17 protein-coding genes and 1 pseudogene are annotated in these 19,490 nt (G+C 42.6%); 16 read left to right on the forward strand and 2 right to left on the reverse strand.

Features of this window, described 5'->3' with window-relative positions; translation table 11 throughout:
* The first annotated feature begins 99 nt into the window (after window positions 1-99).
* The 3 genes from hemE to hemY are packed head-to-tail and all read left to right on the forward strand — an operon-like array spanning window position 100 to window position 3,574.
* Window positions 100-1,140, forward strand: a complete 1,041-nt coding sequence (gene hemE / locus H4683_RS10160; RefSeq protein ID WP_192598725.1) for a uroporphyrinogen decarboxylase — start codon at window positions 100-102, stop codon at window positions 1,138-1,140.
* 20 nt (window positions 1,141-1,160) lie between these two features.
* On the forward strand, window positions 1,161-2,093 hold the full coding sequence (gene hemH, locus H4683_RS10165) for a ferrochelatase (RefSeq protein WP_192598726.1): 933 nt from the start codon (window positions 1,161-1,163) through the stop codon (window positions 2,091-2,093).
* Window positions 2,094-2,149: 56 nt separating this feature from the next.
* On the forward strand, window positions 2,150-3,574 hold the full coding sequence (gene hemY, locus H4683_RS10170) for a protoporphyrinogen oxidase (protein WP_192598727.1): 1,425 nt from the start codon (window positions 2,150-2,152) through the stop codon (window positions 3,572-3,574).
* 55 nt (window positions 3,575-3,629) lie between these two features.
* Here hemY and yhfH read toward each other — a convergent pair whose 3' ends face one another.
* Complete coding sequence (gene yhfH / locus H4683_RS10175) at window positions 3,630-3,755, reverse strand: protein YhfH (RefSeq protein ID WP_192598728.1); 126 nt, start codon at window positions 3,753-3,755, stop codon at window positions 3,630-3,632.
* 140 nt (window positions 3,756-3,895) lie between these two features.
* On the opposite strand from yhfH, the gene H4683_RS10180 reads away from it, so the two are divergent.
* The 12 genes from H4683_RS10180 to H4683_RS10235 all read left to right on the forward strand — a co-directional run bounded on the left by H4683_RS10180 (window position 3,896) and on the right by H4683_RS10235 (window position 17,751).
* A complete protein-coding gene (locus H4683_RS10180; protein ID WP_192598729.1) occupies window positions 3,896-4,888 on the forward strand; it encodes a lipoate--protein ligase in 993 nt (330 codons plus the stop codon).
* An 867-nt stretch (window positions 4,889-5,755) separates the two neighbouring features.
* The gene (locus H4683_RS10185) at window positions 5,756-6,460 is read left to right on the forward strand and encodes a response regulator transcription factor (RefSeq protein WP_192598730.1); all 705 of its coding nucleotides are present in this window, start codon (window positions 5,756-5,758) and stop codon (window positions 6,458-6,460) included.
* A complete protein-coding gene (locus H4683_RS10190; RefSeq protein ID WP_192598731.1) occupies window positions 6,457-7,509 on the forward strand; it encodes a sensor histidine kinase in 1,053 nt (350 codons plus the stop codon). Before H4683_RS10185 ends, H4683_RS10190 begins: the two co-directional genes overlap by 4 nt.
* On the forward strand, window positions 7,460-8,242 hold the full coding sequence (locus H4683_RS10195; protein WP_192598732.1) for an ABC transporter ATP-binding protein: 783 nt from the start codon (window positions 7,460-7,462) through the stop codon (window positions 8,240-8,242). Before H4683_RS10190 ends, H4683_RS10195 begins: the two co-directional genes overlap by 50 nt.
* Window positions 8,214-10,148 carry an FtsX-like permease family protein gene (locus H4683_RS10200; RefSeq protein ID WP_192598733.1) on the forward strand — a complete coding sequence of 645 codons (1,935 nt, stop codon included), beginning with the start codon at window positions 8,214-8,216 and terminating at the stop codon, window positions 10,146-10,148. The genes H4683_RS10195 and H4683_RS10200 overlap by 29 nt, the downstream gene beginning before the upstream one ends.
* Window positions 10,149-10,280: 132 nt before the next feature.
* Window positions 10,281-11,834, forward strand: coding sequence for a fatty acid--CoA ligase family protein (locus H4683_RS10205; RefSeq protein ID WP_192598813.1), 1,554 nt, complete (start codon window positions 10,281-10,283; stop codon window positions 11,832-11,834).
* Window positions 11,835-12,518: 684 nt separating this feature from the next.
* Complete coding sequence (locus H4683_RS10210) at window positions 12,519-13,073, forward strand: RNA polymerase sigma factor (protein WP_192598734.1); 555 nt, start codon at window positions 12,519-12,521, stop codon at window positions 13,071-13,073.
* Window positions 13,066-13,818 carry a hypothetical protein gene (locus H4683_RS10215; protein ID WP_192598735.1) on the forward strand — a complete coding sequence of 251 codons (753 nt, stop codon included), beginning with the start codon at window positions 13,066-13,068 and terminating at the stop codon, window positions 13,816-13,818. The genes H4683_RS10210 and H4683_RS10215 overlap by 8 nt, the downstream gene beginning before the upstream one ends.
* 1 nt (window position 13,819) lies before the next feature.
* Entirely contained in the window at window positions 13,820-14,695 is an 876-nt protein-coding gene (locus H4683_RS10220) for an ABC transporter ATP-binding protein (RefSeq protein WP_192598736.1), read from the forward strand.
* Complete coding sequence (locus H4683_RS10225; RefSeq protein ID WP_192598737.1) at window positions 14,695-15,945, forward strand: hypothetical protein; 1,251 nt, start codon at window positions 14,695-14,697, stop codon at window positions 15,943-15,945. The genes H4683_RS10220 and H4683_RS10225 overlap by 1 nt, the downstream gene beginning before the upstream one ends.
* A 13-nt stretch (window positions 15,946-15,958) precedes the next feature.
* Entirely contained in the window at window positions 15,959-17,092 is a 1,134-nt protein-coding gene (locus H4683_RS10230) for a hypothetical protein (protein ID WP_192598738.1), read from the forward strand.
* 152 nt (window positions 17,093-17,244) lie between these two features.
* Window positions 17,245-17,751 carry a hypothetical protein gene (locus tag H4683_RS10235; RefSeq protein WP_192598739.1) on the forward strand — a complete coding sequence of 169 codons (507 nt, stop codon included), beginning with the start codon at window positions 17,245-17,247 and terminating at the stop codon, window positions 17,749-17,751.
* A 3-nt stretch (window positions 17,752-17,754) separates the two neighbouring features.
* On the opposite strand, the pseudogene H4683_RS22385 reads toward H4683_RS10235, so the two are convergent.
* Window positions 17,755-18,000: pseudogene (locus H4683_RS22385) on the reverse strand (hypothetical protein); the annotation flags it as partial.
* An 87-nt stretch (window positions 18,001-18,087) separates the two neighbouring features.
* Here H4683_RS22385 and H4683_RS10240 point away from each other — a divergent pair.
* Window positions 18,088-19,179: a CotH kinase family protein gene (locus H4683_RS10240; protein ID WP_192598740.1), complete on the forward strand. Its 1,092-nt coding sequence runs from the start codon at window positions 18,088-18,090 to the stop codon at window positions 19,177-19,179.
* The last annotated feature ends 311 nt before the right edge of the window (window positions 19,180-19,490 follow it).

Consider the following 19,490-nt stretch of genomic DNA (forward strand, 5'->3'; position numbering starts at 1 on the left):
TCGGGCTTAACGCTATACATTGCAAGGTGAAACATCTATATTAAATACGGATATAGGATGCAAAAATTGATAGTAAAAATGAAAGTGGGTATAGAGTAGATGACAAAATTCAATGATACACTTCTCCGGGCAGCACGTGGCGAAAAGATTGACCATACACCCGTTTGGTATATGAGACAAGCTGGACGTTCGCAGCCGGAATATTTGAAAATTAAAGAGAAGTATTCTCTTGAAGAAATTACTCACCAACCTGAACTTTGTGCGTATGTAACAAAGCTTCCGGTCGATCAATACAATGTCGATGCGGCGATTCTTTATAAAGATATCGTAACACCACTACCGGGAATCGGTGTCGATGTCAAAATTAAGGCAGGTGTGGGTCCTGTCATCTCAAATCCAATCCGAACGGTCCAAGATGTTCAAAATCTAGGCGACCTTTCACCACAAGATGATATTCCATTTGTTCTTGAAACGATTAAGATATTGACCAAGGAACAATTGAACGTTCCACTCATTGGCTTTGCTGGAGCACCTTTCACGTTGGCGAGTTACATGATAGAAGGCGGTCCGTCGAAAAGTTATAATTTGACAAAATCGTTTATGGTTTCAGAATCGGAAGCATGGTTTGCGCTAATGGACAAACTGGCGGATATGACGATTACATATATTACTGCACAAGTAAATGCAGGTGCGAAAGCGATTCAGATTTTTGATTCGTGGGTAGGGGCTTTAAATGTCTCTGATTATCGGATTTTCATTAAACCGGTGATGACACGCATTTTTACGGAGCTACGTAAGTTGAATGTTCCATTGATTACATTCGGTGTAGGTGCAAGCCACTTAGCGAACGAATGGCATGACTTACCGGTTGATGTTGTAGGACTGGATTGGCGTTTGTCCATCAAAGAAGCGGGCGAGCGTGGCCTAACGAAACCGTTGCAAGGAAATCTCGATCCATCCCTACTTTTAGCGGATTGGAAAATCATCGAAGAACGTGCAAAAGGTATTATCGAGCAAGGCGTAGAACATGGTAATCATATTTTTAACCTGGGTCACGGTGTATTCCCAGATGTGAAGCCGGCGACATTGAAGAAACTAACTGAATTTATTCATGAAACGAGTGCACAGTTGCGTAAATGACAAATGAAGAGGTGAACTTGATGACTAAGAAAAAGATTGGACTTCTAGTGATGGCCTATGGAACGCCGTATAAAGAAGAGGATATTGAATCATATTACACGCATATTCGGCATGGCCGCCCACCTGCACCTGAGCAATTGGAAGACCTTCAGAACCGCTATGCAGCAATCGGCGGGATTTCTCCGCTGGCCAAGATTACCAAAAGTCAAGCGAATGCGTTATGCAATCGTCTAAATAAAGTGCAGGACGACATCGAATTTAAAGTTTATATCGGTTTAAAACATATAACACCGTTCATCGAAGATGCTGTACAAAGGATGCATGATGATGGAATCGAAGAAGCGGTCTCGATTGTATTGGCACCGCATTTCTCCACGTTCTCAGTTAAGTCATATAATGGCCGCGCGCAAGAAGAAGCAGACAAACATGGCATTTCAATTACTTCGGTCGAAAGTTGGTATAAGCAACCGAAATTCATCGAATATTGGGCGGATAAAGTGCGCGGTACGTATGAGAGTATAAGCGAAGAAGAACGAGCAGGTGCCTGTCTCATTGTTTCGGCGCATTCGTTGCCAGAAAAAATTCTTGCAAATGGTGACCCGTATGCAGATCAGTTAAAAGAAACGGCAGATTTGATTGCAGCAGCAGCGGGTGTTGAAAATTATGAAGTCGGATGGCAAAGTGAAGGGCAGACACCAGAACCATGGCTTGGTCCGGACGTTCAAGATTTGACGCGGGCCTTATATACTAAAAAGGGATACAAAGCATTCATCTATACGCCAGTCGGATTTGTTTCAGATCATCTTGAAGTGTTATATGACAATGATCATGAGTGCAAAGTCGTTTGCGATGAAATCGGTGCTTCCTATTATCGACCAATCATGCCGAACATCGATCCTTTATTCGTAGATTCGATGGTAGATGCGGTTTTGGAAAAAGTGAAACCACAATAAGTGGGAGGAACCAAAAGAAGCGAAATAATAAATATAGAAAGAAAGTGATGATGGACATGAATGAGCAAAATAAGAAAGTCGTCATCGTCGGTGGGGGAATTACAGGCCTCTCCGCAGCGTTCTATATGCAGAAAGAAGCACGTGAAAAAGGGCTTCCGCTCGATGTTATTCTCGTTGAAGCAGCGAACAGGCTTGGCGGTAAAATTCAGACGGTTAGACGTGATGGTTTTGTCATCGAGCGTGGTCCAGATTCTTTCCTCATACGGAAAAAAAGTGTTGGGGTACTTGCGGAAGACCTTGGTATTAAAGGAGAACTTGTGAAAAATGCGACAGGGCAGGCATATGTTCTCGTAAACGATGAACTCCATCCGATTCCAGGTGGTTCTATCATGGGCATCCCTACTGAAGTCGGCCCATTTTTGAAGACAAGGCTGTTTACGATGGCTGGTAAAATACGAGCAGCAGGAGACTTCATTCTTCCGCGCTCTGGCATTGAAGGGGATCAATCGCTGGGTAAGTTTTTTCGCAGACGATTTGGTTCGGAAATCGTCGAGAACTTAATTGAACCTCTATTGTCTGGTGTGTACGCAGGCGATATCGATCATATGAGTTTGGAATCGACATTTCCACAATTTTACGAAGTGGAAAAAAAACACCGGAGTCTCATTCTAGGGATGAAAAAAACGACACCTAAACAACTGCCGCAGAAAAATAGTCATGGTGCAAAGAAGGAAGGGGTTTTTCATTCATTCCGTAACGGGCTTGAAACCCTTGTGGAAGCAATCGAACAACAGCTCGAACCGGGGTCTGTTATGAAAGGGATTCGCATTGAAGGAATTGAAGAGCCTAAGACCTCCGAGGATAAGACGGTTCTCCAATTGAACGATGGACAGAAGATCGAAGTAGACGCTGTTATACTGACGACAGGTCATGAGGTGGCAAGCCGTTTGTTCGCTCCATATGATTTGCTGCAGGGGTTGAAAGAAATCCGAACCACTTCGGTGGCAACGATTGCGTTAGCCTTTCCGGAAGAATCTGTTGTGCAAGATAAGGAGGGAACAGGATTCCTTGTCTCAAGAAGTAGCGATTATTCAATTACCGCGTGTACGTGGACGCATCGGAAATGGCCAACGACAACGCCTGATGGAAAAATACTTCTACGGGCATTTGTAGGACGAGCCGGTGATGAAGCGATTGTCGACTTGTCAGATAGGGAAATCGAGAAAATCGTCCTTGCCGATCTCAGTAAAATCATCGAGATAAAAGGTAAACCTGATTTCACGATTATTACCCGTTGGAAAGAAGATCGGCCACAATACCGGGTTGGACATAAAAAACGGATTGAGGCAGCACGTGCAGAATTGAAAGTGAAGTTTCCTCAGATAAAACTGGCTGGCGCTTCCTATGATGGTGTTGGTTTACCCGATTGCATCGACCAAGGAAGAGTTGCGGTGAAGGAAGTTTTGGAAGAGTTATTTTAAATAAAAAAATAAAAACAGCTGTAGGAGTGTAAATCCAGCAGCTGTTTTTTTGTATTCATAAGATGTTGCAAAAGTCGCATTTATTGCCGTAGCACTCATGCTGCTCTTCAATTTCTTGGCCACAGACCTCACATTTTTTTGCAGGTAGGTTTTTGAAAAACTCGATGATGTTTTCAAGCATATTCGTATTCCCTCCTTTAATTTGTACTAGTACGGTATTTGTTATTATTAGTGTATTATAACAGATGAACAAATGTCAACACATTTCTGAACTTTTCGGTTAAAATAGTTTAGAACCTATTCAACTAAGGAGCGATTACTATGTTTTTTATTGATAATAAAGGAATTACAGACCCGCGTATTAACCTCGCAATTGAGGAGTATGCACTGAAGACGATGGATATCGACAAAGATTCTTTTTTGTTGTTCTATATCAATGAACCCTCCATTATCATCGGGAAAAATCAAAACACAATCGAGGAGATTGATACAGACTATGTGGAGGCGAACGGAATCCATGTTGTGCGTCGTCTTTCTGGCGGTGGCGCAGTTTACCACGATCTAGGTAACTTGAATTTTAGTTTTATTACGAAGGATGATGGCGAATCATTCCGCAATTTTAAAAAGTTTACTGAACCGGTTGTTGGGGCACTTGCGAAAATGGGGGTTAAGGCAGAACTGCTGGGGCGCAATGACATCCTTGTTGATGGACGTAAGATTTCAGGGAATGCACAGTTTTCAACAAATCACCGCATGTTCAGTCACGGTACACTCATGTTTGATACAGAAATCGAACAGGTTGTTTCTGCACTGAAAGTACGGAAAGATAAGATTGAATCTAAAGGCATAAAGTCCATTCGCAGCCGCGTTGCAAATATTTCTGAATTTCTACAAAAACCGATGACCATTGAACAGTTCCGATTGGAAATTTTGAAATCGATTTTTGAGGGTGAAGAGAACATTAAATACATGGAATTAACGGATGAAGATTGGGAGAAAATCCATGAACTCTCGAAAGAACGTTATGCGAATTGGGATTGGAACTACGGAAAATCACCAAAATTTAATATACAACACTCTCACCGATTTCCAGTCGGCGGTATCGATGTTCGTCTACATGTGAACAGAGGAATTATCGAGGATATAAGCATTTTCGGAGACTTTTTCGGTGTTGGAGAAGTGGCGGTTATTGAAGATGGTTTGAAAGGTATCCAGTATGATAGAGTATCAATCGGAGAAGCAATTAGTTCAATTGATATTCCAACGTACCTTGGTGGGATTACGAAAGAACAATTTTCACAGTTGATTTATTGAGAAAAAAGTGCGGAGCCTGACTATATGTCGGGCTCTTTTTGGTTTGAGATGAAGCGAAGCGACTGATTAAAGAGGTTAACCGACTGATTCCACTAGCGAAGCGACCAATTAAAGAGGTTAACCGACTGATTCCGCTAGCGAAGCGACCAATTAAGAAATTGAGCGACTGATTCCACTAGCGAAGCGACCGATTAAGCAATCAAGCGACTGATTCCACTAGCGAAGCGACCGATAAAGAAATTGAGCGACTGATTCCACTAGCGAAGCGACCGATAAAGAAATTGAGCGACTGATTCCACTAGCGAAGCAACCGATTAAAGAGGTTAACCGACTGATTCCACTAGCGAAGCGACCGATTAAGCAATCAAGCGACTGATTCCACTAGCGAAGCGACCAATTCCATTAGCGAAGCGACCGATTAAAGAGGTTAACCGACTGATTCCACTAGCGAAGCGACCGATTAAGCAATCAAGCGACTGATTCCATTAGCGAAGCGACCGATTAAAGAGGTTAACCGACTGATTCCACTAGCGAAGCGACCGATTAAGCAATCAAGCGACTGATTCCATTAGCGAAGCGACCGATTAAAGAGGTTAACCGACTGATTCCACTAGCGAAGCGACCGATTAAGCAATCAAGCGACTGATTCCACTAGCGAAGCGACCGATTAAGCAATCAAGTGACTGATTCCACTAGCGAAGCGACCGATTAAGCAATCAAGCGACTGATTCCACTAGCGAAGCGACCGATTAAGCAATCAAGCGACTGATTCCACTAGCGAAGCGACCAATTAAGCAAACAAGCGACTTATCACGCGCTATCTCTTTTTGCGTTATAATGAAAACAAGTGTGAAAGGGGAATGACCAATGGGAAATCACCGTATATTCATAGTTGAAGACGATCGAAAAATTGCACAACTATTAGCAGATACGCTCCGGAAATACCAATACGATGTAGCGATTGTTGAAGACTTCGATCGCGTCACCGTAGAATGCTTGGCATTCGATCCGCATCTTATTTTGTTAGACATCAATCTGCCTTCATATGATGGTTATTATTGGTGTCGTCAACTACGCCAACATACAATGTGTCCGATACTTTTCATCTCTGCGAGGTCAGGAGATATGGACCAAGTATTTGCGTTGGAAAATGGCGGAGACGACTTCATTACGAAACCTTTCCATTACGAAATCGTCCTTGCCAAGATAAGAAGTCATCTTCGAAGGTCATTCGGTGAATACGCTCCGAGTCAATCCGAACGGATGGTGAAACTGGGGGCGCTACATTTATATATCGAGCGGATGGAGTTGCATGTACGTGACAATATCGTTCCGCTTCAGAAAAAAGAGTGTGTCATCCTCGAACTGCTAATGGATGCCTCTCCGAAGGTCGTATCGCGTGAGAGATTACTTGAAGAGCTGTGGGACGACCAGTCCTTTGTTGATGAAAATACATTGAACGTCAATATGACACGTGTACGGAAAAAGCTTACTGATTACGGCATCCATTCAGCCATCGAAACGGTTCGAGGTGCGGGTTATCGATTTTTACCCGTACAGGAGGAGACATGAAAAAGTTCAGCCTATTCCTAAGGGAGCACTTGTCATTTATCGCATTTCAAACGTTTCTCGTGCTGTTCATTTTGATATTATATTGGTTGGATGGCTTTCGTAACGTTAATACGGCAATCTATTCAATTAGTATAAGCATGCTATTGACTGCGGGATTTCTCGGTGCGAAATTCATCATGAGACGTTCATTTTATACAGCAATTATAAGGAAACCAGAGAAAATGGAAGATGCGCTTATTCGTCATGCCCAATCTCCGGAACATAGGCAAACAACTGAATTCATGCGTGTCTTGTACAAACTTTATCAAAAAGAAGTGCAAACATTGTATGCGGCTCAACACCGACAACTTCATTTCATGAATCAATGGGTGCATCAAATGAAAACCCCGATTTCTGTCATCGGGCTGCTGTTGCAGGAGGAAACCGAGTTGAACCGTGATAGCATTGCTGAAGAAATCGAGAAAATTCAGCGTGGCCTTGATTCGATACTGGTGAATGCACGGCTTGAAACGTTTGAACAGGATATGCGAATTGAACGAATCGCTTTAAAAGGACTTGTACAAGAAATCCTGACGGAGCATAAGCGGCTGTTCATCACCAATGGGATTTTTCCAGTCATTTCGATTGATGACAACTATCTTGTTGCGACCGATATGAAGTGGATGAAAATCGTTATCGGTCAATTCATTACAAATGCGGTGAAATATACATTTGAAAAAGGAATGAAAGTCTATTTATCAGCGGAGTGCACGGAGAATGGTCTGAAACTTACCATCCAGGATGAAGGGGTCGGCATTCCGAAATCGGATTTGAAACGTGTCGCAAAGGCCTTTTTTACTGGTGAAAATGGACGGCTAACTGGGGAATCAACGGGCATGGGGCTCTACATCGCATCAGAAGTGTGCACTAGGCTTGGCCATCCGTTAACGATTGAATCGGAACTTGGAGTTGGAACTTGCGTAACAGTACTGTTTGAAAATGGAGAGGCGGGGAAGACGGATGACGCGGAACGCAATCGTGGAACTGACGGAAGTGACGAAAATCTATGAAGGAAAAGTGATGTACCGTGCATTAAACCGTCTTGATTTCGAAGTGGAAGAAGGGGAATTCGTTGCAGTGATGGGGCCTTCGGGTAGTGGGAAAACGACATTGTTAAACTTAGTTTCAACCATCGACGTGCCGACGTACGGACGTTTGATGATTAACGGTATTGAACCGGAAGTCCTTAAACAAAATGAACTTGCGCTATTTCGACGACGGAATCTAGGTTTTGTCTTTCAGGACATTAATCTTCTTCGAATGTTGACAGTTGAGGAGAACTTGGTCTTGCCGTTGACACTCGATGGTTTACCCGTTAAAGAAATGGAAAAGCGCGTCACGGAACTGGCAAATCAGCTCAACTTGAAGCATATTCTGGACCGTAGACCCGATGAACTATCTGGTGGACAAGCACAGCGCACAGCGATTGGACGGGCACTTATCCATAAACCAAAGATTATTCTTGCAGATGAACCGACTGGAAATCTCGATTCGAAATCTGCGAAGGATGTACTCGAATTACTTAGCCAAATCAACCGAACTGAGCGAACGACAGTCATCATGGTGACACATGATCCAATCGCTGCAAGTTACTGTGACCGCGTGTTATTCATCAAAGATGGCGAATTTTTCAATGAAATCTATAAAGACGAACGCCGTCAAACATTTTTCCAACGTATCCTAAACGTCTTATCGTTGCTCGGGGGAAACGTAAATGACCTTTCGTCAGTTCGCTTACCGTAACGTCGTTCGGAATAGGCGGATTTACGCAGCATTTTTCATGGCGAGCGTCTTTTCAGTTATGGTCTTTTTCCTATACTCCATGTTGCTATATCACCCCTCGATTGAAGACCGCTTTATACAGGACATCGCGTTTATGGGGATGGGTGTGGCAGAAATCATTTTGTATATTTTCACGGTTTTTTTCTTGTTTTATTCGATGCGGGCATTCCTACAGGCCAGATCGAAGGAATTCGGAATTTTACTCCATCTAGGAATGGCAAAACGTCAGTTGAATCGTTTGATTTTCATTGAGACGATGTTCATTGGGGTGGCATCGATTGCGGCGGGGACATTCCTTGGCTACATGTTTTCGAAGTTCTTTTTCATGATTGTTCGCGAAATTGTGCTACTACCGGCATTGCCTCTGTATTTTTCATGGCAACCATTCGCGCTTACAATCGGTGCTTTTATGAGTCTGTTCGTCATCATTTCATATGTGGCACCGGTGTTCATCCGAACGGGAAAAGTAGCGGATCTCATTCAGGGGGATACGGGAAAACAGACAGGGTATGATTATTCCAAAAGTCGCGGTTATCTTGGGTTGCTTTTTCTTGGATTGTCCTACGCCATGGCCGCATCGACGACCAACTCGATTGTCATCGGTCTCCTTTTTTTATTGCCACCATTTGCGACAATAGGAACCTATTATTTTTTTACGGATTCCCTGCCACTGCTCCTTCATAAAATACGGGGTAGAAAAAATCTATATTGGCGTGATTTATGGATGTTGTCAATATCGGAGGGCGTTGTGCGGCTTCGCGAAAACGCACGCATGTTTTTCATCGTGACAATTGTATCCACAGTAGCCTTTATGTCTGTTGGGATACTTGCCTCTCTCACTTCATTTGCCTCCCAGTACCGGGAAATGCATCCGCTTGGCCTTGAGTATCGGAGTAATTGGGAAAACGGACACGAGCAGAAACATATTGCCCAGCTTGAGGATGAACTAAACACGCATGAAATCGATTATACTCTGGTTCAATTTCAAATACTGCAACAGACTTCTTCATTCACGGACAATACCGTCGAGATAGTGAAGTTGTCTAATGTAAACAAACTTGCCTTGTCGTTTGGCCATCCGGCTGTGAAGTTGAAAGAAGGGGAGGCGATTTTCTTACCGCCGACCGTTTCATGGTACAAACAACTACGGGATCGATCCGTAACCACATTGCTAAAGGATAGTGGCGTGAGAGTTCGAATTAACGGGGCTTACCCATACCATTTGTTTTCAGCCTACTCGATTGGCATGAACGCCGTTATTTTGAACGATGTGGATTATGATAAAGTGTTGGAAAGCGAATCGACTCGAAACCTTTATTCATTTATGTACTATGCGTTCAATGTACCCGAATGGGAGAGAACGAGGGATATTGGCCTATCAATCGATGCATCAATAACGGAATCCCTTCTTTCTGAGACGGGTGACAAGTTATATTATTCATTTAAAAATCCTGGATTAAACTATTCAGTTTTGCGCACGACTTTTTCATTATTATTATTTATCGGGTTATTACTTGCAGCGGTACTTTTCTTGGCAGCAGGAAGCTTCATCTACTTTAGGTTGTATACGTCGCTTGAGCAGGATCGGAAACAGTTTGACGTGCTTCGGAGAATGGGCATTACGGACAGGGAATTCAAAAAAATTGTCAACCGGCAACTAATTCCACAATTTTTCTTTCCGTGGGGTGTTGCGCTTGTCCATAGTTCGTTTGCATTTTTATCGCTCCAAGTAATTTGGGATGAACTCGCAGAAATTTCTATTGTGAAAGAACTTATTTTCGTTCTTGTGGGCTTCACATGTATGCAAATTCTCTACTTCTATTTAATACGTTGGCGCTACTTGGCACATATTAAGGCATCGGAATAATTTTCCGGTGCTTTCTTTATGCTTCAGGATAATTGGACTCTCGTAATCTTGTATTTTCTGAACTTTTCTTATATAATGATTTAGGTAGAGTAATGAATGGCGATTCATTCAATTGAAAAAGGGGATGACGTATTGGATTTAGTTTCACGCGTACACGAAATGGCAAAAACACAACCGGGGAAAGCTGCATATCACTTTATGGGGAAAGATACATCGTATGCAGAGTTCGATCAATTGGTGTCAATATTTGCTTCAGCACTTCAAGATCTTGGCGTTGGCAAAGGGGATCATGTCGCGTTTCTTCTTGGAAATACACCACATTTTCTAATTTCATTATATGCAACGATGCGGATTGGGGCCACAGCAATTCCTGTTAATCCGATTTATACGCCGGATGAAATTACGTATATTATTCATAATAGTGATGCCAAGGCGGTTATTGCGCTTGATCTGCTTTTACCTCTTGTAGAACAGGCGGCAGATGCATTCCCATTTGTTGAACATTATGTGATCTGCGAAACGGTTCCGGAAACACCGGAGAAAATCGTGGCTTTACCGGATGCAGTGAAAGAAAAAGTTCGTTCATTTTCACAACTAATTGCAATAGGAAAACCAAATGTAGAACCTGTCGCTGTCGATGAAAATGAAACCGCTATCATTTTATATACGTCGGGAACGACAGGACATCCTAAAGGCGCGATGTTGACACATGGTAATTTGTATTCAAATGCACATGACGTTGCGGAATATCTTGGCTTTTCAGAGAGTGATCGAATCGTGGCGACTCTTCCGATATTCCATGTATTCGCACTAACTGTAGTCGTCAATGCGCCGCTTGTAAAAGGGGCAACGATTTTGCTTGTGCCACGTTTTTCGCCGACAGATGTGTTCAACATCGTGAAGGAGAAAGAAGCAACGGTGTTCGCAGGCGTACCGACGATGTACAATTTTTTGTATCAATACCCAGACGGTAAACCGGAAGACTTTGATTCCATTCGATTGGCAATTTCAGGTGGCTCTTCACTTCCAGTCGCGCTTCTTCATAACTTTGAAGAGAAATTCAATGTCCGGATATCGGAAGGCTACGGCTTATCAGAAGCTTCGCCTGTCACATGTTTTAATCCACTTGACCGGGAGCGCATTCCAGGCTCAATTGGGACAAATATTATCAATGTCGAGAATAAAGTCGTTGATGAGCTTGGTAATGAAGTCCCAGATGGAGAAGTCGGCGAACTAATTGTGCGCGGACCGAACGTCATGAAAGGTTACTATAAGATGCCTGAAGAAACCGAAGCGGCAATTCGTGATGGCTGGTTGTATACGGGAGATATGGCTAAACGAGATGAGAATGGCTACTTTTACATCGTTGATCGGAAAAAGGACCTCGTCATCGTAGGCGGCTATAACGTCTATCCACGCGAAGTCGAAGAAGTATTATTTACGCATAGAGACCTTGTCGAAGCAGCGGTTATTGGCGTGCCGGACCCAGATTTCGGCGAAGCAGTCCACGCATTTGTCGTCTTGAAAGAAGGAGCGTCTGTTGATGTGGAGAAGTTGACAACCTATTGTACAGCGCGTCTAGCGAAATACAAAGTACCGAAGCGTTTCGAGTTTCTAGATGAACTACCGAAGAATACGACTGGTAAAATTTTGAGACGGTCGTTGAGAGATCAAGTCACACAGTGAATGAATTGGCCTTCCTGAGGTATATGGGGAGGCTTTTTTGTGCGTTTTCGAGGGTAAGGGGGGTACAAAGTTGGAGCAGGGCCCTTACAGTTTTGGTGATAGCTCTCACAGTTCCACTGATTGCCATGACAGTTCGGCCGTGCCCTTACAGTTTCGGCGATAGTCCTGACAGTTTCACGGATTGCCCTTACAGTTCGGCAGGGCCCTTACAGTTTCGACGATAGCCCTTACAGTTTCACGGATTGCTATGACAGTTCGGCCGAGCCATGACAGTTTCGGCGATAGCCCTCACAGTTTCGCGAATAGCCCTTACAGTTTCACGGATTGCCCTTACAGTTCGGCCGGGCCCTCACAGTTTCGGTGATAGCCCTCACAGTTTCGCGAATAGCCATGACAGTTCGGCCGAGCCATGACAGTTTCGGCGATTGCCCTTACAGTTTCGCGAATAGCCATGACAGTTCGGCCGAGCCATGACAGTTTCGGCGATAGCCCTACAGTTTCACGGATTGCCCTTACAGTTCGGCCGGGCCCTTACAGTTTTGGTGATAGTCCTGACAGTTTCATCGATAGCCCTTACAGTTCCACTGATTGCAAAAAAGTCCACAGTAATTAAAACTTTATCCTGCTGATTTACGAATATACTTAAGAGGCGGCGATAATGATTCAGGAAGCATGTGGTGAACTATGGACAATGAAAAGCGTTGGATCAAAAAGATAAAGAAAAACGCCAGTGACTCCGCGGCGAATGAGCTCGTTTCGAACTATTACAAGGAAATGTATGCATTTAATTATAAGCAAACACTCGATGCTGATTTGTCACTTGACCTCACGCAGGAGATTTTCATAAGTGCCCTCCAGTCAATCAAAAACTACGACAGTACGAAGGCCTCATTCCGAACATGGTTGTACAAGCTGGCATCCAATCGGCTCGTCGATTATTACCGATCGAAGAGTTACAAATATGCGCAAATTGAACAATCCATCGATGACTACGAGTTTGAGGACGACTATGATATAGCTGAATCACTCGAGTACAAGGACGATATTGAAAAAGTCACTTCACTGGTCAACCAACTAGATACACATTCCCAGCAAATCATTCGGCTCAAATTGTTCGGGGATTATACATTGCAGGAAATTTCCACCATCGAGACAATTCCGCTTTCCACGGTGAAAACAAGATACTACGCGGCGTTGAAATTGATTCGAAAAGGAATGGAGGAGGCCAATCATGGATAGAGAAAAATTGTATATTCCAATGCCGAATGAACAGATGATCCACGCACAAATTGAACAAATCGTTGCAAGTGGTATGAAACAAAAGCAATCCTTCCCGTCTTATTTAAAATCCATGGTTCAACAAGTTGGCATGAGGCATTTATTCTCAGATCGTATGGAACTTTCCTTCATCCTGATTACGGCAATTGCCCTGTTAAGTGGATTATTACTCATGCCGGAACAAATACAAACCGACAAGGTGTATGCCTTTGTATTTCTCGTTTCACCGTTATTGTTCCTCGTTTTTTCAATCTACAGCTTTGCCAATAAAACCCGTAACGACACGTTTGAAGTTGAAATGGCGTGCAAATACAATGTCTATCAAATCACTGCTTTCCGAATGCTTGTATTCAGCGTTGTATCCGTTGTCGTCAATACGCTAGCCATCGCCTTGATAGTCATGGTGTCCGAAGACATTCTATTCATCCGGGCCTTCATGATTTCCAATACAGCATTGTTCATTTTTTCGATACTGTTCTTGTACGCTCTGATGAAACGACGCTCGACGGTTATCGTAGCTGCGACAATTGTAGGCTGGACCTTTGGAAATCTACTTTTACGTTTCGCAGACAACAGGTTGTACAGCGACATTCTTGTTGACATGCCGCTAGTTGTTTATGCGGTTGTCTTGATTGGTAGCCTTTATCTATACATGAATTATGTGAAGAAATTAATTCATTTCAAACAGACGGAAGGGGCTTTTTAACATGCTAGTTGTAAAAGATATGGCTAAACAATATGGGGATTTCACTGCATTAAAGGACATCAATCTGGAATTTACAAATGGACTCTATGGCCTGCTCGCTCCGAATGGCGCTGGAAAGACAACGCTTATCAAGATGTTGGCAACGTTAATCGCACCAACCAAAGGAGAAGTCTTATACAATGGGAAAAATATACTCAGCATGGATGATCAATACCGTGAATTACTCGGCTACCTGCCGCAGCAATTCGGTTATTACAAAAACTATTCACCAAAACAATATCTACTATACTTAGCTGCGCTAAAAGGAATCAGCAAAAAAGAAGCCGCGTTGAAAATTGATGAACTGCTGGAAAAGGTTGCATTAAGTCAAGTGGTTAATAAAAAGATGAAGAAATTTTCCGGCGGTATGATCCAGCGTGTCGGCATTGCACAGGCCTTATTGAATGACCCTAAAATCCTTATTTTAGATGAACCGACGGCGGGACTCGATCCGAAAGAACGTGCGCGCTTCCGCCATCTCCTATCTGAACTTGCACGGGATAGACTTGTCATCATCTCCACCCATATTGTTTCGGATATCGAATCCATCGCCAATGAAATCATCATGATTAAAAACCAACAGATTCTATATAAAGACTCGGTCGAAAAAATTTGCGAATTACTAGAAGGGCATGTCTATGAAACATCAATCGGTTATGAACAATTAGGAGTGTTTCGCAAGCAGTATGTGCTCCTTTCAGAAAAGCAGGAGCAAGGCAATATGATTGTCCGTTTCATTCACAAAGGAAATCCGGAAAACGAATGGCGACCTGTTTCCCCGCAGCTAGAAGATGTATTTCTCTACGAGTACCGAGATGAAATTGACGGGGAAGCCTGATGCGAATCTTCTACAATGAATGTAAAAAAGCATTCACTTCACCCATTTTTATTGCACTTCTACTCCTGTTTGCGGCTTTCAATATTTTTGTCATTGTTAATTCATCCGACCATAAGGAAGAACTAAAAGTCGCGAGCGAGTTGGTTGAGAAGTATGGAAGAACAATTACGGACCAATCATTGCGCCAATTCGAGCAAGATTTCCAGGTCGAACTTGCTGAATTAAAGAAAATCACAGGGAGGGAATACAGTAGTGTCTATGATTTTCTCGATGGATTGAACCATGAAGATCATGAACTCTATGATGAAAATGAGTGGCTGTTCATTAATCAATTACAGTTGAAAGAAATGTATGTAAGCATGGCGAAGGACATAGATGGGAACTATGCCCGAATTGATTTTAAAAAATTTGCGGAAGCGGAAATAGAAAAATATGGACTCGGCGGTGCCGCGGCGAAAACACTTCAACATGAATATGAAGAATTTTCAAAGCGTTTCGAGGAAATGAAGCAGAACGGCGAACATAAAGAGTGGTTTTTCGCAGGAAAAGCGTATTTCATGCATAGTCTTCTTTATCGATCGGTATTTATGCATATCATTATCGAGGCACTCCTGTTAATGGTGCTATCGACAGCCTTGATTACCAATTATGAATTTGAAAATAGGACGCATCTGGTTGCATACGCCACAACGCGGGGCAGAAGTCTCATGAAAGACAAGCTGGCGGCCTCACTAACGATGGCAACTAGTATCACGATTTTTTTACTAGCCGTCACACTCGGCACATTCTTCGTCGTTTTCGATTATTCGACTATGTGGGGAACCTCGATAAGTAGCGCATTCAATTGGGAGTACCAATACCCTTATGTATCTTGGTGGGATTTATCAGTTGGCACATTTTTGGTGGGAGTCATCGTAGTTGTCTATGTAGTGATGTTGCTATTTTCAGGCCTGACATTTGCGCTGTCCACACTAGTGAAAAACAGTTATATCACTTTCTTTCTCATGTCTTCCTTTTTCGTCATTGCGCTTCTCATACCAAGCTTCATGCTTACATCTTCAAATTTGCTATTCATTACGACGCATAATTTATCGTCGCTTGTACTAAATCCCCACCAATTGTTCATGGGAAGCAGCGGTCTTACGATGTTCAAAACCTTTGAACTGATGACGATTGGCTGCTGGACAATGATTACGATGTTATTCTGTATTTTTTCATTGAAACGGTTCAACAAAAAGGATATCCAGTAAGGGAGGGAAAATGATGCGGATTTTATGGAATGAAATAAAGAAAATTTTGACGTGGAAAGTGTTGCTGTTACTCATTCTTATCAATAGTGTTCTCTACTTTTTTGTGATTGAGTTTCATATTGAGCATTTCCCGAACGGTAGACCAGCGCTAGATTCATATAAAATAGCGACCCAAATGGTTGATAAATACGGAATAGATATGGATGAAGATGAAATTCTTGATTTCAAAAATGTGTATGATGCAGAAGTGAAGAAAGCCGATCGTTATTTGCAATCTAGGAAAGAGTTTGTGGAAGCAGGGATTGGTTCTTACGATAAATTCGCGAATTACAGTTGGGAAAACGAAGAACAAAGCGCGCTTCATGACAAAGTGTTTTTTGAGGAACAGGTCGATCTATTCTTTGAACTTCAAGAGAGAAGCAGACTAATCACTTTTCATGAAAATAGGAAAGTCTATCCCTATCCAAGTAATGCGACTGCCAAGCAAAAACTACGTTATGAGGAATTAAATACCGCAAAGCATTATCGAGTGTATACGGAACTAATAATCGATAATTTCAGGGAATTCATTTCCGATGTAGCAATCGCTATCTTATTTAGTGTTGTGTTAGTCATTTCACCGGCGATTCTAAAGGATCGTTCGAGACAGTTGCTTGGTTTGCAATATACGGCGAAAAAAGGTCGTCAACTGTATCTGACAAAAATTGCAGCGGGAATGATTTCGACATTTGTTGTGATAACGGCGCTGCTCATCGTCTATTTCAGTATTTATTCATTAAACAAAACATCCCTATTTTTCGATGTTCCGATTCATACGTTTATTGGAAATTATGCTTGGTACAATCCGACGTTCTTCCAATATATCTTGCTTTGTGTTGCTGCGATTTATGTTTTGGGTTTTGTCTTCGGATTGTTTGCCATGGCCTTTTCAAGTATTGTTTCGAGTATGGTGGCGTTGCTTGGTATCCAAATTCCACTCGTTGCCGGAATGCTCATTTTTGGCTTGAAACCGTTGTTAAGTTTTATCATCGGAATATGGTATCCGCAATGGTTGGTTCCGACATCGTATAGTGTGATGCTCATTGTTAGCGTTCTGTTCGTTGTTTACTTGACGACACGCGAGAAGCGGCGGGATATTGTAAATTAAAAGAAGAAACCCTTTCTGAGTCGGAAAGGGTTTTAATTTCGAATGCACTTGTTTGTTCAAAGAGTATTTGGGGGAAGGGAGCATCCATTTGGTGAGAATCAGATTTATGTTTAGAAGTTGTTTCGTTTCCTGCGGTTGCCGCAACAGGGGCGATGGTTATTAGAATTGCCTTGATTGCTGCAAGGGGGACGGTGGCTATTAGAATTGCCTTGATTGCTGCAAGGGGGACGATGGTTATTAGAATTGCCTTGATTGCTGCAAGGGGGACGATGGTTATTAGAATTGCCTTGATTGCCACAGCAAGGACGCCGATTACAGCAAGGACGCCGATTTCTGCTTGTGCGCAGTTTGTTCAGGGAAGTACATCGATTCCTGCTTGTACGTCGTTGGTTACGAGAAGTGCACCGATTCCTGCTCGTACGTCGTTGGTTACGAGAAGTACACCGATTTCTGCTTGTACGTCGTTGGTTCCGGGAAGTGCACCGATTCCTGCTCGTACGTCGTTGGTTACGAGAAGTGCACCGATTTCTGCTTGTACGTCGTTGGTTCCGGGAAGTGCACCGATTCCTATTTGTACGTCGTTGGTTCCGCGAAGTTCGTCGCCTGCGATTCGTACGATGTCTGTGACTGGAAGGATCTTGGAACATAAAGTTGCCTAATCCAGAGTGGTTAGCCCCTTCAACCGCTCTTTGAATCTCATCAAAGAAAAATAGTGACATGTCCATACCTCCTTTCTTAGTAGGTAGGGAAAGGAGATTGACACCTGTTCCTTTTCGTGGAGATACTTCGGAACTGCTACAAGAACCATTCCCTCTTCTTAAGGTACGTGGTTGTACCAAAAATGGTAGAGACAAATGCATACGCTTTAAAAATATATATTTCAACAGGGAAACACCGAGCATTTGCATACATACGAATAGGATAAAGCGAAACTTCTATCAGTGGAGGTTTTTCTGCCCGATGATGCGGGATAACAGTGAAGGGAAAGAATTCGCATGGATAATATAATGAAAATACCTGAATATCAGCTTTTTATTCATCCTATCGATGTAAGTGAACTTCGGAAAGACATTTGGATGGATGATCCGGTTTCTGCGAAGCTCACGATAAACAAAAAGAAATACGACATCGATATTGCATATCGTGGCTCCCATATCCGGGATTTTCAAAAGAAATCCTATCATATTACGTTTTATAAACCGAGTACGTATAGAAACGTGAAAGAAATTCATATCAACGCAGAATACAAGGATCCGTCATTAGTAAGAAATAAATTGTCCTTTGATTTTTTCAATGAAATAGGCTGCTTATCACCAAGGTCTCGATTTGTCTCCGTGAAATTGAATGGAAAAAATGAGGGGCTTTACTTAGAATTAGAATCAGTGGATGAGCATTTCTTGGAGAATCGACAACTACCGAAAGGGCCGATATTCTATGCGGTTGATGGAGATGCGAATTTTTCGTTAATGAGTGATCTTGATAAAGAAGTAAAGAAATCACTCAAGTTTGGCTATGAACAAAAAGTTGGAACAGAACAAGATGAAGTTCGTTTACAGGAAATGATTATCAAAATCAACACGATTTCAAGGGCTGAATTTGAAAATGAAATTGTGAAATACTTAAATGTTGAACAGTATCTCCGCTGGTTGGCTGGTGTTGTATTCACCCAAAATTTTGATGGTTTTGTTCATAATTATGCACTCTATCAGAATAGCGAGACGGGGTTATTTGAAGTCATCCCGTGGGATTACGATGCCACATGGGGAAGAGATGTAAATGGGGAAGTTATGGTGGAAGACTATTTACGAATCGAAGGATTTAATACGCTATCTGCAAGGATTCTCGACGTGAAAACATTTCGACATCAATACAAAAAGCTATTAGAAGTTATTTTGAATGATCAATTTAATGTAGACTATTTGAAGCCGAAAATACAGTGCATGCATGGGTTGATAAGGCCTTATATTCTAAAAGATCCTTATGTAAAAGACAAACTTGATCTGTTTGATAAAGAGCCAAAGTATATATTAGATTTTATTGAAGCACGTGGGAAATATATAAGGGGGAAATTAGGGACATTAGACTGATGGCATAAGTTAGTTTACCAATCAGAAGCCATAGTACCAAGTTCCACTGGGCCATGACAGTTTCAGCGATTGCCCTTACAGTTTCGCGAATAGCCATGACAGTTCCGCCGAGCCATGACAGTTTCAGCGATTGCCCTCAGAGTTTCGCGGATTGCCATGACAGTTCCGCCGAGCCATGACAGTTTCAGCGATTGCCCTCAGAGTTTCGCGAATAGCCATGACAGTTCCGCCGAGCCATGACAGTTTCAGTGATTACCCTTACAGTTTCGCGAATAGCCATGACTGTTTCGGCAATTGTCCTTACAGTGGAG

The sequence above is a fragment of the Sporosarcina limicola genome, assembly GCF_014873855.1.
Classification (GTDB): domain Bacteria; phylum Bacillota; class Bacilli; order Bacillales_A; family Planococcaceae; genus Sporosarcina; species Sporosarcina limicola.